The organism is Salinibacterium sp. AL4.1 (assembly GCF_059767305.1).
This window is the reverse complement of record NZ_JBSOQK010000001.1, coordinates 1,726,907-1,741,032: the sequence shown is the minus strand read 5'-3', so window position 1 is coordinate 1,741,032 and position 14,126 is coordinate 1,726,907. Positions and strand designations below refer to the sequence as shown.

Sequence of the window (14,126 nt, the reverse complement as noted above, 5' to 3'; positions counted from 1 at the left end):
GCGGCCACTCCCCTAATCACACAACTACGCCCGACGAATGAGCTTGCGGTTCACGAATTCGGCCATGCCGTATTCGCCAAGCTCTCGGCCCATTCCTGATGACTTCACTCCACCGAAGGGGAGGTCGGCCTGGGTTTGCGACGGGGCGTTGATTGCGACCATGCCGACTTCGAGCTGCTCGGCAACAGCTTGCGCACGCGCATCGTCAGAGGTGAAGATCACACTTCCGAGTCCATACGGCGAATCATTGGCGAGACGAATCGCGGCATCCTGATCCGCAACCCGGTACACCGCGGCGACAGGCCCGAAGATCTCTTCCGTGTACGCGCGGGTGCCCGGTTGCACATCCGCGATGACGGTCGGCTCCACGTAGGCGCCGGGGCGATCGATGCGCCCGCCACCGGTTAGGAGCGTTGCGCCATTGGCTACCGCATCCTCAACCTGTCCAACGACCTGAGTTGCAGCAGCTTCAGAAGACAGAGGGCCGAAGGCGACGCCTCCCTCTCTAGGCTCACCCACCTTCAGCGCCTGAACCTGAGCCACGAAGCCCTCAACGAAACGGTCATAGATCGCATCGAGCACGATGATGCGCTTCGAGTTGTTGCAGGCCTGACCCGCGTTACCCATGCGGCCGGCCACAGCGCCCGCGATCGCTGCATCGAGGTCGGCGTCGTCGAGCACAATGAACGGGTCTGATCCACCCAGCTCAAGAACGAGCTTCTTCATCTCGCGGCCAGCGATAGCGCCCACGGCACGCCCGGCACGTTCCGAGCCGGTCAAGGAGACGCCCTGTATAACGGGGCTTGAGATGATCGTCTCGACCTGCTCGTTGGTGGCGAAGAGGTTGACGTACACGCCTTCGGGGAATCCAGCATCCTCGAAGATCTCGGCAATGGCTTCGGCCGACTCGGGGCAGCTCGGAGCGTGCTTGAGCACCATCGTGTTGCCCAAGGCGAGGTTCGGCGCGGCGAAGCGGGCCACTTGGTAGTACGGGTAGTTCCACGGCATGATGCCGAGAAGTGCGCCGATGGGTTCGCTGCGCACATAGGCCGAACCAGATGCCACGGTGATGGGCTTGTCGGCGGCAAATGCTTCAGCGTTGTCGGCGTAGAAAGCGTAGATGCTCACGCACAGGTCAACTTCGCCGAGAGCTTCCGCAGTGGTCTTACCCATCTCGCGAATGATGATCTCTGCAAGACGTTCGCGATCGGCAGCGTAGCGGTCGGCAACCTTCTGCAGCAGTGCAGCGCGCTCGGCGATAGGCACGAGGCGCCACTGGCGGTACGCGTCTCCGACTGCGTCAACAGCCACGGTTACTTGCTCATCGGTCGCGGTGTCGTAGCGTGCGACGACAAGCCCGGTCGCGGGGTCAGTTACGGCGTAGTCGGTCATGAGCGGTCCTTGTCGGTGTCGTCAGCGGAGTCGGATGCCGTCGGCGCGAGTTCGCCCGCGACCAGCCGGAGCGTCACGTCGGCGATCACGGCGAGACCAGCAACGAGGTCGTCATCAGTGGTGAATTCGCCCTCAGCGTGGGAGATTCCTTCGACTGAAGGCACGAAGAGCATGACCGTGGGCACGATGTCTTTCATGTTGGTCGAGTCATGACCGGCAACCGTCATGATGTCCATGTGCGAAAGCCCCAAGGCCTTCGCCGAGGAACGGCTGACATCGACACCCTCGGGCTGGTAGGGATTGATGCCCCACGAGTGCGACAAATTCATGTCGACCGTGACCTTGGCATCCGCTTCAATCTCGGCGATAGTGCTGGCCAGAATTTCGTCGGCTTCCTTGAGAACTGCTTCATCACCCGACCGCAAGTCGAGAAGAAGAGTTACTTTCGACGCCACGACGACGGGTGAGTTCGGGTACACGTCGAGTTGACCGATCGCGGTGTGGAGACGGCCGGGAAAACGGTCGGCGAGGCGCCGGGCGGCAACAACAAGAAGGGATGCTCCCAGCAGCGCGTCGTGACGGTCTTCCATGACGGTTGCGCCCGAGTGGGCTTGCTCGCCGTTGACGACGATGCGGTATTTACTTGCCGCCCACGTCGCCGTGACGAGGCCAATCGTGACCTTGGCGTTCTCGAGCAGGCGACCCTGTTCAATGTGAATCTCCGCGCAGCCGACGGCCTGCGGGCCATCGCCGGAACCGACAAACTCCGTCTCGGCGAGTGCTTGTTCGACGGTGACGCCGAGGTGGTCGGTCACCGCGAGAGCGGTCTCCAACGCCATCTTGCCGGTGTAGACCGAGCTGCCCATCATCGAGGGGGCGAAGCGAGAGCCCTCTTCGTTGAACCAGTTGACGACGGCCAAGTTGTACACGGGAGTAAACGAACCCTGTTCCCAGGCCTGCTTGAGGCGGAAGGCGGAGTGTGCTGCTGCGAGCACTCCGTAAGCTCCGTCGTACTTGCCCGCGGTCGGCTGGGAATCCATGTGCGATCCGACAATGATGTACGGCGCGCCCGGAACCAGCTCAAGCAGACCGAACTGGTTAGCGATGCGGTCGTACTCCACGGTGAAGCCGTGAGATTCGAGCAACCCAGCGAACCAGCGGCGCTGCTCATTGTCGGCAGCGCTGGCGGCTTGGCGGTCGACGCCGCCGTCGCCGGTTGCCCCGAACTCGCTCATCGTGGCGAAATCCGCCAAGAATGCGGCGTCGGTGGTGATGTCGATAGCGTCCATGAGGACGAGTCCCTTCTTCGGATGTGCACGAGCGCTCAGGGCAGATATGACTATTTGCACACCTCGCTATCCGCAGGTGATCACTGGCCATCAGCTGACAGTAGAACGGGTAAATCAATGATTCCAACGATTCTCAGTCCCGGCAATTGCGAATACGTTTATCATTGAGCAGACATTATGTGCACCTGCACAGCTAGAAATCTGTCGGAAATGTAGTGGAAATTGGCCGACTCCTCCGTGCCCACAATCCTCGCTCAAGCCACCAGCGCCTGCCTGCGAGAAGTCGACTCCCTTGTCGCCCGCTGGACGGTTCAGTTGAGCACCATCGATGCTTACAAAGAGGGGCTTGTCGACCTCGATCGCGTAGTCGCTGACTGTCGGCTTATTTTTGTGCGCTTACTCAGCGACATCGGCGGGCACGAGATCCCGTCCGAAGCTCGCGATGTTTCCGAGCGCGTGGGGCATTCCCGCGCCCTCCAGGGGATTCCGCTCGTTGACGTCATGGCTGCTGTCCGGCTCGATTACCGCATCATGTGGGAAGCGATCTCGGGGCACACCACCGACGCGGAAATGCGGGAGGTCTTCGACAGCGTTCCGCGCATTTGGGATGCTGTCGAACGTCACAGCCAAGAACTCACCACGGCCTATACGGCGACCCAGTTCGGCATGGCTCAAGTGCGCCAGGACGAGCGTCGGCTCTGGTTTGCCCGGATTCTTGAAACGGACGGCAAGAACCACGTTCTCAACACCCGGGCCTGCGCGGTGCTGTCGTTCGCGCCCGAGAGCGATTTCACCATTTTCACTCACGCCGACAGAGTCGACGAGTCCCTTGATCGCCTTCACGAGACCCTGCGCCAAGCCAGCATCGTGGCCCATCATCATGAAACCGAGGCTGGGCCCGTATTGATTGCGCAGATGCCCCGCGAGGGCTCTCTGCCCCTCAACGCGATCACGCATGATCACAAGGTGCTGATGTTGGATGGAATCAGAGGTATCTCCTCGGTTCCCGCCGCCATCCGAGTCACGCAGTCGGTTGCTCTCGTCTTGCCGCCAACTGACGCTCGTCTTGTAGATGTGACCGATTTCTGGCACATTGCTGTCTTTCAGAATCCGCTGGATGCCGCCCGCATCATCCACCAGCGACACGTCGAGGCACTCCTCAAGCTGCCTCTCGCCGAGCGCGCGGTGCTCGAGCGGACCGCGAACGAGTTTCTCACCACAGGCTCAATCGCTCTCGCGTCGCGAGCTCTTTTTTGTCATCGCAACACGATCACTAATCGGCTCGACAACCTCGAGCGCGTGACCGGCTTAGATCTGCGGCTCCCGGCCGAAGCGTCGTTGTACATTCTGGCGCGGAGCGCAGCACGGGCCGAAGCAACCTCACTCAGCGACTGACTCGATAACCCGAGGTACGTCTGAGAACAGGCCTCCCGCGTCATGGCTCACGAGCCCACCGACGAGCGTTGCGGCAACATCGATCTGACCAATGCGATCGGGCTGAACGTCCAAGGGGCTGTCGCCGAGCACCACGAGGTCGGCGAGCATTCCGCGGGCGAGGGTGCCTTTGCGAGTACCCCATCCCGTAGCTACGGCGGAACCGACGGTGTAGGCGCGCAGAGCTTCGAGCGCGGTGATCTTCTCCCCTTCGCCGTAGCTCGCCCCTGACTGCGTGAGACGCTCGACGAACGATTGCATCACTGCGAGGGGCGCACCGGGCGCGACGGGGCGGTCAGAACTTCCCGGTAGCACAATGCCCGCATCGAGCACGGACCGCGCACGGTAGCTCCATTGCGCCCGTTCGGCGCCGAGCCGTTCGATCATTCCGTCTCCAAACAGGCGGATGAAATGGGGTTGCGGCACGATGCTCGCGCCGGTGGCCGCAAGGCGCTGCAACTGATCGGGGCGGATGACGCCTCCGTGCTCGATGCGGTTCGGCATCGCTGGGCGCGACGGATTTTCGCCCGCGCTCTCAAGAATCTCCAGCGCAAAGTCCAGGGCGCCATCGCCAATGGCGTGCAGCGCAAGGGCCCATCCGGTGCGGTGGGCTGCGAGCGCTTGTTCGCGCAACGCTTCGGGGTCGCCCTGCAGGTAACCGTGGTTGTGGCAGTCACCCTCATAGTGCTCGGTCATCAGGGCCGTCGAGGCAAGAAGTGAACCGTCAGTAAAGATCTTGGTGGGGCCGATCTGAAGCCACTCGTCGCCAGCGCCCGAGCGGATGCCCGCTGCCAGCCCCACTCCGGCGGGGTCCTCGTTGTGCCCGGGGAGGTTTTCGAGCGCGTCGATGCTCACCATCACTTGCATCCGCGAGAGGAGCTTTCCGGCGTCCTTGGCGTTTTGGTAGGCGGCGAATTCGCGAGGACTGTGGCCGATCCAGCCACCGGCAATTCCGGCATCCGTCACGCTGGTGAGACCTTCGCTGGCGTACTGCGACGTCGCCTTGGCAAGCGCCTCTTCGATGCCGGCCAGCGGATACGGGAGCATGAGGTCCTGCACGAGACTCATCGCGGTTTCCTCGAGAACGCCCGTCGGGCGCCCGGTGTTGTCGACCACGACACGTCCCCCGTTGGGCACCGTCGGTGCGACGTTTTCAGCACCCACGAGTTTCAGAGCCACACCATTGAGAACGCAGGCGTGTCCGGAGCTGTGTTTGATCCACACCGGGCGGCCCTGGGAGGCTCTGTCGAGCGCATCACGGTCGGGATAGTTCCCGCCGGTGGCATGGTGGTTGAGACCGCTGGCGATAATCCAACCGTCGCCCTCGGAGCCAGCCGCGGCTTCCGCAATGACGTCATAAATATCGGTCAGTGCTGTCGCTGCGCTGACGTCAGCTTCAATAAGCGTGAGCCCGAACCAGACGCTGTGGGCGTGCGCGTCGTTGAACCCGGGGACCACGGTCGCTCCCTGCGCGTCGATGCGATTGCGGGCTGAGATTCCCTGAAGTTCTTCGTCGATTCCGACGATTATGCCGTGATTGATGCCGACACTGTGGGCGAGTGGCCGGGCCTCATCCATGGTGATGATTGACGCGTTTTCGATGATGGTGTCGATGAGCACTGAGGCATCCTTGAGCTGATAAATCGAAGAAGACATCGCTGGATGCCGGGCCGTCAAGACCTTGGTCGCCTATTTAACCGGTGCAGAAAGTCACTATCAATGGGATTTTGTAGCACTTGCGGGCAATAGGCTGTGCAGATCACCAATTTGATGTTTTAGCTCTGATCGGGGTTCGGCATGAACGCACACGGCAACTCAGCTGTAGAGCGCGCCGACGTGGTCGATAACGAGTGGCTAGCGCTCGTCGATCAACTCTTCTTCCACCTCGATGAGATCGTTGCCGATTTCCTCCACCGGTTTGCCGAGGCCGACTATTACGAGCCTCGAGTGGTTGAGGAGAGCGACCTCGCGCGCACGGCCAACGATGTCCTCAGCATGCTGCTCTACAAATTGGGCAACAAGCCGCTTCCGGCAGAACTCACCTCCCTCGCCCACGATTTTGGTGCCCGCCGCGCGCGCCAAGGCGTTCCCGAAGATGTCCTCCTTGAGGCCATCCGGCTCGATTTTCGGGTGCTCTGGTCTGCCTTGCAGCAGCACGCCGGGCCAGATTCTGAGGGACTGCTCGTGCGCAATGTGGAGCGTGTGCTGACAACCGTTGAGGACTACGTCAGCGAAGTACAGCAGTCGTTTTTGGCGGAACATGCCCGACTCACTCGAGATTCTCGCCTGCTCACCGCCCGCCACGTATCTCGACTCTTCTCCAGCGACATCACCCGGCCCGAACTCGTCGCAGAAATCGCGGCGGGCTTAGGCGTCTCCCCCACAGCGCGATTTGAGATCGCCGTTGTTGTCGGTGAAGGCGTCGCCGAGCTACAAGCCCAGCTAGCGAAGGGCACAGTCTCCGCTAGCTGGTTTGGTTACGATCGCGGCGATGGTTTCTGCCTGTTCCGCGAGCAAGGCACTCCCACCGCGTCCACAACGGTGACAGTGGAATTAGCGGATTTGCCCGGGGGTTATGTGGATGAGGTAGTCGGCCTCGCCCACGTTCCGGCCGCAGCCGATGCCGCTGCCATTTTTGCGCGGCACGCCTCGCGCTCGACCCACCCGCGAATGATCGGCAGCGACGAAGCGTGGCTCTCCGTGGCGCGGGATCTGCTGAACGCCGCCATCCCTGACTTCGGACGCGATGTCCGCGACACACTATCCGAGTGCACGGTGCACGAGCGTGAGCACCTTGTGCAGGCGGTACTCGCGTACGCTGAGACAGGATCGATCAAGCTGACTTCTGAACGCTTGTTCTGTCATCGCAATACTGTGGTCAACCGCCTCAGTTCGTTTCGTCAGGTCACAGGGCTCGACATCACGGTGCCCAAAGATGCCGCAATTGCGTTGGTGGCACTGCACTCTCCCTGACGGATATTTCCGGCATGTTTCGCCCACGATTCCGGTTGGGCTCATTCCGCCAGATTTTGGGCAATTGCACAGCGAGTCATCCAAGATCGCACAATTACGACATTGCCGATGACTCTTTGCTGCATCTAGCGTTGCTTCAACGAACCGGAACGCACGGTTGAGGCAGTGATAAAGCAGCGCTGAGATACGACAAATGTTCGCTGTTTACGAACCTCCATCTGCCCACATTTTTACCCAGCAGTCAGGAACGCACATGAAATCTCTCCTCTTCGATGGCGTCGGCACCGAGCCGTACCTCGCAGAAGTTGCTGTCGCTGATCCGCGTGCCGGTGAAGTACTTGTGCGCATGACCAGCGCCGGCGTCTGCCACTCAGACCTTCACGTCATTAATGGCGACTGGCCCTTCGACCACCGAGTCGCCCTCGGCCACGAAGGCGCCGGAATCGTCGAAGCGCTCGGCGAGGGCATCAGCGATCTCGCTGTCGGCGACCAAGTGGTGCTCTCGTGGTTCGCACCGTGCACCACCTGCGCTTCATGTATCGCTGGGCAGTCCTGGCTGTGCCAAGCATCGGGCGCCGCAACCAATGGTCTGCCCGACGGCACCACTCCCCTTACTCCGGCCGACGGCAAAGAGGCACGTCCCTACCTCGGTGTTGGCACGTTCTCTGACTACGCCGTCGTTCCCCGCTCGGCAGTCGTTCCAATCCCCGCCGCCGTTCCTTCCGCCGTTGCAGCGCTCATCGGATGCTCGGTCACGACCGGCGTCGGTGCCGTGCTCAACACGGCAGATGTGCGCGCCGGCCAAACCGCCGTCGTTGTTGGCTGCGGCGGAGTTGGCCAAACCATAATCATGGGCTTGAAGCTCGTCGGCGCCAGCACCATCATCGCCATCGACCTCTCGCCCGACCGGCTCGAGACGGCCACCGAGTTTGGGGCAACCCACACGCTCCGTGGCGACGACCCCGAGCTTGCCGAGAAGATTGTCGCTCTCACGGAAGGCGGAGTCGACTACGCGTTCGATGCGATTGGCCTCGCCGCTACATCCGCTCGCCTCCCTGATTACCTCAAGCCGGGTGGCGCAGCTGTCCTGGTGGGGATGCCCGCGCGCGATGTCGAGGTTGGCTTTAAGACGTGGCACCTCGTGGCAACCGGAAAACGCATCCTCGGCTGCAATTACGGTTCATCACGCCCTCAGGTCGACTTCCCTCGAATCGCTCGCCTGTACCTCGGCGGCCAGCTCCCCCTCGACAAATTGATCGGCGACACCATCCCCGTTGCCGATGCAGCCCGTGCCATTGACGATCTGCGCGCCTCCACCGGGCGCCGCATGGTCGTCGATCATTCCCTGTGAGCCACTAACTCTGCAGTATTTCTCGCACGGCCGCTTTATCTGCGCCCCCTCAGCGGGCGCAGTCCATCCGCAGCATCACTCCCAATAAAGGACACAGCAATGTCTACAACCTCATCACGTTTTCGCCGCCGAGCTCTGAGCACGGTCGCAGCAGCATCCGTTCTCGCTCTTAGCCTCGGAGCCTGCAGCAGCGCTGCGGACGACTCGTCAAGCACGACAGCAACCAACGGTGCGATCGCCATGGGCTTCGCCGGCATGGACATCACCATCTGGAACGACCAGCTGAAGATCATGCAGCCGATCATCGAAGATGCCGGGTACGAGTTCTTGACGAGCGACCCGCAGTGGGACGTCCAAACTCAGGTCTCTGACTGGGACGCATGGATCCAGCGCGGCGACGTGAAAGCAATCATGGGCTTCCCCGTGCAGAGTGATGCCATGGTTCCTGTAACCGAGCGCGCTCAAGCAGCTGGCATCCCCGTTCTCGGCTACGCCGTTAAGTGGGATGGCGTGGAATACGGCACCATCATCGACGCCTACGAAGACGGTCGCCTCCTCGGCACCGCCGCTGGTGAGTGGATCAACGAGAACATGGCTGATGAAGCCGAAGTGACCGTTGCTCTCATCGCCGACAAGACCTCTGACCTCGGTAAGGGCCGCACGCAGGGCATCGCGGATGCGCTCCTCGAGACCGCTTCCAACGCCGTAATCGATGAGCTTCCCGGCATCTCGCGCGCTGAAGGTAACGACAACGCCAAGAGCCAGCTCATCGCCGACCCCGACACCAAGGTCTGGTTGGGAACAAGCAACGACAACACCGCCGGTGTGTACCAGGCTCTGCTCGACTCCGGCGTAGCCGCCGATGACGACAGCTACCTTGTCGGTTCGCTTGACGCCACCAACGAGACGCTCGACATCGTGAAGGACGCCGACAGCATCTGGCGTTTGGCCTTCATCCTGCCGGCTCAGCTTCTCGCCGAGAGCAACGCCTCGCTGCTCCTCAAGGCTGCCGCCGGTGAAGAACTCGAAGACACCGTGTTGACCTCGATTCAGGTCACCCCCGAGAACGCAGAATCCTTCTACGTTCAGTAAGCACGCAGCACTTGTCCCGCCGTCGACTCCAACCTCTGTCGGCGGCGGGACTTCTACAAGAGAGCAAGTCATGACATCCACTCCTGAGAGCGTTCGACTCCGCTTCGACAAAATCACGATGCGCTACGGATCAACTCTCGCGGTTGACGGCATCGACCTCTCTATTAGAGCGGGTGAGATCGTCGGCTTGCTCGGGCACAACGGTGCCGGCAAATCCACCCTGTTGAACGTCGCCACGGGCGCAGCAACAGCAACCTCCGGTGACCTCTGGCTCGACGGTTCCAAGATTCCCGCTGGCTCAACGCCCGGAGAAATCGCCCAGAGCGGGATCACCGTCATTCACCAAGAGCCAGCCTTGGCCTCCAACCTCTCGATCATCGACAACCTCTTTCTGGCTCGATCGAATGCACCAGCGCGTGCCGAGCGCCTGCGCCGTGGCCGTGAAGCGCTCGATTCTGTCGGTGCTTCCGACCTCGCTCTCGACGTTCCCGTCGGCTCTCTCACCCTCGGCGAACGCCAGCTGGTCGACCTTGCGCGCGGCTACCTCGCCGGCGAGATGAAAGTTCTCATGCTCGACGAACCGACGGCTGCCTTAGGCGCCGCCGAGACCGAAGCACTCCACGACCTGATCCGCCGCCTTGCCAGCCATGGCACGGCCGTCATTTATGTCTCGCACCGTCTCCCCGACATCCTCGAGGTATGCCAACGCATTGTGGTGCTGCGCGGCGGCGAACTCGTTATGGATCAACCGGCCACCGGCATGAGCCTGGCCGCTCTTTCCGCGGCGCTCGCGCCTGAAGTCGACTTCGATTCCGAATGGCACCCCGAGGTCGGCGAAGAACGCCTCCTCGTCAACGATGCTTCGGGTCCCCTCGTTTTCCGCGATGGTGAGATCGTGGGTCTCTTCGGCATGGCCGCAGGAGAACAATTCGACCTTCTCGCCGATCTGTTCGGCCTGGGTGGCGCTGTGGATTCCCAGCTCTCCGGGCGGCGGTACCGCGCGCTCTCGCCTCAGCACGCCATTAAGAGTGGTGTGCATCTCGTCCCTGCCGACCGCGAGGTCGACGGACTCGTCGTCGGCATGAGCGCCATCGACAACACTTTCCTTCCTTGGCGCGGTCGCCTGGGGCGCACAGCAATGACGAAGCAGTACGCCACCATTCGGGACACCCTCAACGTTGTTGGCCCCGATGGCGACGCCCCCATTGCGAGCTTTAGTGGTGGAAACCGGCAGAAGCACCTCCTCGCCCGCTGGATGTTCCCCGTTGCCCCCAAGGTCCTCCTGCTTGCTCAGCCCACTCAGGGGGTCGACATCGGCGCAAAGCACGACATCAAACTTGCTCTGCGCGCACTCGCGGCGACCGGGGTGAGCATCATCATCGCGTCTGCCGAAACCGATGAAATCGCTTCACTGTGCGACCGCAGCTACGTGCTGGCCCACGGCCGCCACCAAGAACTACACCGCACTGGAGGCTACGAAGAGCGCCTCCTCAACACCCTTCTTGATCTCACTTCAGCCGAAAGAAGCCCCGCATGAACCGCATCAAAATCGCTCTCGCTCAGAACGGGACATTCATCGCTCTCCTCGTGATGATCATCTTCTTTGCGTCGATGAATCCGCGATTCCTCAGCCTTGCAAACGGCCAGACCATTCTTTTGCAGATCGCTGAGTTGGGAATCATCGCTCTGCCACTCGCCTTCCTCGTGATGTCGGGAACCCTCGATCTCTCGGTGGGTTCCGTTGCGAGCTTGAGCGCGGTCGTCTCCGCCATGGTGATGCTCGAAACGAACTCGGCGCTATGGGGCTTTGCCGCAGCAATTGTTGTCGGCGCGATCACCGGGGCACTGAACGGCCTACTTGTTGCGTATCTCAAGCTCAACCCGCTCGTCATCACTCTCGGTTTTTTGAGCGTCTGGGGCGGCCTCGCGTTGTTCCTCACGCAAGGCTCGACATTGGTGGGCTTCCCCGATTCCTTCAAAGCACTCGGAACGATGACAGTCGGGCCCGTACCGCTTCAAATCATCATCCTTGCCGTGGGCGTTTTCTTAGCGTGGTACGTGCTGAATAGAAACTCGCTGGGCCGCAACGTGCTCGCAATCGGTGGCAACCCGCGGGCCGCTCATCTCATGGGCATTCGGGTTCCCCGCACGATCTTCTCGCTCTTCGTCGCTACCGGGGTTGCTGCTGCCATTTCAGGAACGCTGCTCGCCGCGAAGCTGCAATCTGCACCACCCACAGTCGGTAACGGCATGGAAATTCAGGCGCTGACTGTGGTGCTTCTCGGTGGCGTCGCTCTCGAGGGTGGCATGGGCCGCATCACCGGTGTTGTCTCCGGTCTACTGTTCGTTGGAGTTCTGCGCAACGGCCTCGTCATTATGGGTGTCTCACAGTTCCTTCAGACCATCCTCATCGGCGCCACGCTTGTCGTCGCCGTGTTGCTCGACGGCTCAGTGCAACGTCTACTCAAGAAATCGTGGACGACTCTCGACGTCAAGAAGACACCGAAAGCGAAAGACTCCACCGAAGAGGTTGCTGCCTGACCCGCGGGCGCGGGTCAGGCAGGCCCCGAGCGCTGAGTACGACAGAAAGTGGGAGAATCAAAGGATGAAGATCCTCTCGATTCAGTCCGCAGTAGCGTTTGGTCATGTCGGCAACTCTGCCGCGGTGTTCCCGCTGCAGCGCATCGGCGTTGAGGTTGTGCCGGTCTATACGGTCAACTTCTCGAACCACACTGGCTACGGCGCCTGGCGCGGGCCCATGATCGACCCCCGCGACGTCTCCGAGGTCATTGCTGGCGTCGAGGATCGCGGCGTCTTCCCTCAGATCGATGTCGTCCTGTCGGGCTACCAGGGCGGCGAGGGCATCGGCGATGTCATCATCGACACCGTTGCTCGCGTCAAGGCGGCGAACCCCCACGCGATTTACGCGTGCGATCCCGTGATGGGCAATGCGAAATCCGGATGCTTCGTGGCCCCCGCTATCCCGATCCTTCTCCGTGAGCGCGTGGTTCCCGTCGCCGACATCATCACCCCTAACCAGTTCGAGCTGGGCTTCCTCACTGAAACCGAGCCCGACACGATCGAGTCGACGCTGGCATCCGCCGATCTCGCCCGCGCCATGGGCCCGAGCACGGTTCTCGTGACGAGTGTTGAACGGCCCGACCGCGAACCAGACACCATCGAAATGATGGTCGTGACGGATGCCGGAGCCTGGATCGTGCAGACCCCACAGCTACCCATGAAGGCCAACGGTTCCGGTGACGTGACTGCGGCCCTCTTCACCGCCCACTTCACGCAGACCGGCGACGCGGCGGATGCGCTCGCCCGCACCGCATCCAGCGTCTTCGACCTGCTCACCACGACGCTCAAGTCGGGCGAACGCGAACTGCAGCTCGTCGAGTCGCAAGAGTTCTACGCGAACCCGCAGATGCAGTTCACGTCGCGCCAGGTTCGTTAACCGACAGAAAACAGGCCAGAGCGCCACAATCCAACAGAAAAGGCCCACCAACCGGTGGGCCTTTTCTTTTACTTCTGCTGTGCGATTGCACTGTGCGCGAGGGGGGACTTGAACCCCCACGTCCTTTCGAACACACGGACCTGAACCGTGCGCGTCTACCAATTCCGCCACTCACGCGTGGGTTGAGTTGAACACTCAACTGGGTGAGATTATCACAGCGCCGGGCTGTTCAACGATTCGTGGGCAGGAAGATGTTTAGTGACGATTCACAGCTTCGTCATATAAGGTCGATAGCTGTCCGTGTGCCTAAAGCCACGGGTTCAACCAGACTTGATCCAAAACTGTCCAACCAGACAGAACACAGACCACACCCCTGGGGGTTACCGCGTGAAACGATTGCTGACACTCAGCGCAATCATGGCTGTTGTCGTGAGCGTGACTGTTCCAGCCGCAGCGCACATGGAACCTTCGTCGCGCGACATCGAATCGACTGCTTCTGCAGCTTCGGCATCCGCAATCCTGCAGCAGTCTGCTGCTGTCGCCACGACTGAACCTGTTCAAAGTGTGCCGATCCAGTCCTTCGCTTCTTCAGTAGAAACCGAAATTAGCGCCGCACAGCGCGACAAGCTCTCGATTAAAGAACCTGAGCCCGAGCCAGAGCCCGTTGCAGAGGTTTATTCCGCGGGAGCCTCCGGTTCATTTGCGGGCACATATGGCGGAGAATTCGCCGGGTTCCTTGCGGTTTGGCCCGCTAACGCCCCGGTCAACGATGGCTTCGGCTACCGCGGATCAGAATTCCACGGCGGAATCGACATCATGACCGGTAGCGGAATGACGATCGTCTCGGCATCGCCCGGTGTTGTTACCCAAGTCACTTACGGTGGCGGCTGGGGCCAGTACGTCAAGGTTGATCACGGCAGCGGCGTTTCCACCCTCTACTCCCACATGATTGCTGGCTCTCAGATGGTGTCCCCCGGCCAAACAGTTGCCGCCGGAACCCCTCTGGGCCTCAGCGGCGCCACCGGTTACGTCACCGTCGCCCACCTCCACTTCGAGACCTACATCAACGGCACTCGCGTCGATCCCATGGGCCTCCTTCCTTAATAGCTCGACCCTGAGTAACGGGTTAGCCGCATAC

The 14,126-nt window shown here is 61.3% G+C and carries 11 protein-coding genes and 1 tRNA gene; 8 read left to right on the top strand and 4 right to left on the bottom strand.

Annotated elements, in window-relative coordinates:
* Nucleotides 1-24: 24 nt before the first annotated feature.
* Both ACWTV3_RS08445 and ACWTV3_RS08440 read right to left on the bottom strand, forming a co-directional pair.
* Entirely contained in the window at nucleotides 25-1,392 is a 1,368-nt protein-coding gene (locus ACWTV3_RS08445) for an NAD-dependent succinate-semialdehyde dehydrogenase (RefSeq protein ID WP_498477741.1), read from the bottom strand.
* The gene (locus ACWTV3_RS08440; RefSeq protein WP_498477740.1) at nucleotides 1,389-2,681 is read right to left on the bottom strand and encodes a M20 family metallo-hydrolase; all 1,293 of its coding nucleotides are present in this window, start codon (nucleotides 2,679-2,681) and stop codon (nucleotides 1,389-1,391) included. The genes ACWTV3_RS08445 and ACWTV3_RS08440 overlap by 4 nt, the downstream gene beginning before the upstream one ends.
* A gap of 222 nt (nucleotides 2,682-2,903) precedes the next feature.
* Between ACWTV3_RS08440 and ACWTV3_RS08435 the strand changes: the two genes are divergently transcribed.
* A complete protein-coding gene (locus ACWTV3_RS08435; protein WP_498477739.1) occupies nucleotides 2,904-4,076 on the top strand; it encodes a PucR family transcriptional regulator in 1,173 nt (390 codons plus the stop codon).
* Here the strand turns inward: ACWTV3_RS08435 and ACWTV3_RS08430 are convergent.
* Entirely contained in the window at nucleotides 4,062-5,771 is a 1,710-nt protein-coding gene (locus ACWTV3_RS08430) for an amidohydrolase (RefSeq protein ID WP_498477738.1), read from the bottom strand. The two genes, ACWTV3_RS08435 and ACWTV3_RS08430, sit on opposite strands and share 15 nt — an antisense overlap.
* A gap of 141 nt (nucleotides 5,772-5,912) precedes the next feature.
* On the opposite strand from ACWTV3_RS08430, the gene ACWTV3_RS08425 reads away from it, so the two are divergent.
* The 6 genes from ACWTV3_RS08425 (at nucleotide 5,913) to pdxY (ending at nucleotide 12,988) form a co-directional block, all read left to right on the top strand.
* Entirely contained in the window at nucleotides 5,913-7,088 is a 1,176-nt protein-coding gene (locus ACWTV3_RS08425; RefSeq protein WP_498477737.1) for an RsbRD N-terminal domain-containing protein, read from the top strand.
* 253 nt (nucleotides 7,089-7,341) lie between these two features.
* Nucleotides 7,342-8,439, top strand: a complete 1,098-nt coding sequence (locus ACWTV3_RS08420; RefSeq protein WP_498477736.1) for a zinc-binding dehydrogenase — start codon at nucleotides 7,342-7,344, stop codon at nucleotides 8,437-8,439.
* Between the two features lie 99 nt (nucleotides 8,440-8,538).
* Nucleotides 8,539-9,531: a sugar ABC transporter substrate-binding protein gene (locus ACWTV3_RS08415; RefSeq protein ID WP_498477734.1), complete on the top strand. Its 993-nt coding sequence runs from the start codon at nucleotides 8,539-8,541 to the stop codon at nucleotides 9,529-9,531.
* Nucleotides 9,532-9,601: 70 nt separating this feature from the next.
* A complete protein-coding gene (locus tag ACWTV3_RS08410; RefSeq protein WP_498477732.1) occupies nucleotides 9,602-11,068 on the top strand; it encodes an ATP-binding cassette domain-containing protein in 1,467 nt (488 codons plus the stop codon).
* Nucleotides 11,065-12,072, top strand: a complete 1,008-nt coding sequence (locus tag ACWTV3_RS08405; RefSeq protein WP_498477731.1) for an ABC transporter permease — start codon at nucleotides 11,065-11,067, stop codon at nucleotides 12,070-12,072. Before ACWTV3_RS08410 ends, ACWTV3_RS08405 begins: the two co-directional genes overlap by 4 nt.
* 64 nt (nucleotides 12,073-12,136) lie before the next feature.
* Nucleotides 12,137-12,988: a pyridoxal kinase PdxY gene (gene pdxY / locus ACWTV3_RS08400; protein WP_498477730.1), complete on the top strand. Its 852-nt coding sequence runs from the start codon at nucleotides 12,137-12,139 to the stop codon at nucleotides 12,986-12,988.
* 93 nt (nucleotides 12,989-13,081) lie between these two features.
* Here the strand turns inward: pdxY and ACWTV3_RS08395 are convergent.
* A tRNA-Leu gene (locus tag ACWTV3_RS08395) sits at nucleotides 13,082-13,165 on the bottom strand.
* A 210-nt stretch (nucleotides 13,166-13,375) separates the two neighbouring features.
* Between ACWTV3_RS08395 and ACWTV3_RS08390 the strand changes: the two genes are divergently transcribed.
* Nucleotides 13,376-14,092, top strand: coding sequence for a M23 family metallopeptidase (locus ACWTV3_RS08390; RefSeq protein WP_498477729.1), 717 nt, complete (start codon nucleotides 13,376-13,378; stop codon nucleotides 14,090-14,092).
* Nucleotides 14,093-14,126: the final 34 nt, after the last annotated feature.

Coding starts and splice junctions, on each gene's coding strand:
- ACWTV3_RS08445 (WP_498477741.1), bottom strand. CDS start 1,392: ATGACCGACTACGCCGTAACTGACCCCGCGACCGGGCTTGTCGTCGCA.
- ACWTV3_RS08440 (WP_498477740.1), bottom strand. CDS start 2,681: ATGGACGCTATCGACATCACCACCGACGCCGCATTCTTGGCGGATTTC.
- ACWTV3_RS08430 (WP_498477738.1), bottom strand. CDS start 5,771: ATGTCTTCTTCGATTTATCAGCTCAAGGATGCCTCAGTGCTCATCGAC.
- ACWTV3_RS08425 (WP_498477737.1), top strand. CDS start 5,913: ATGAACGCACACGGCAACTCAGCTGTAGAGCGCGCCGACGTGGTCGAT.
- ACWTV3_RS08420 (WP_498477736.1), top strand. CDS start 7,342: ATGAAATCTCTCCTCTTCGATGGCGTCGGCACCGAGCCGTACCTCGCA.
- ACWTV3_RS08415 (WP_498477734.1), top strand. CDS start 8,539: ATGTCTACAACCTCATCACGTTTTCGCCGCCGAGCTCTGAGCACGGTC.
- ACWTV3_RS08410 (WP_498477732.1), top strand. CDS start 9,602: ATGACATCCACTCCTGAGAGCGTTCGACTCCGCTTCGACAAAATCACG.
- ACWTV3_RS08405 (WP_498477731.1), top strand. CDS start 11,065: ATGAACCGCATCAAAATCGCTCTCGCTCAGAACGGGACATTCATCGCT.
- pdxY (WP_498477730.1), top strand. CDS start 12,137: ATGAAGATCCTCTCGATTCAGTCCGCAGTAGCGTTTGGTCATGTCGGC.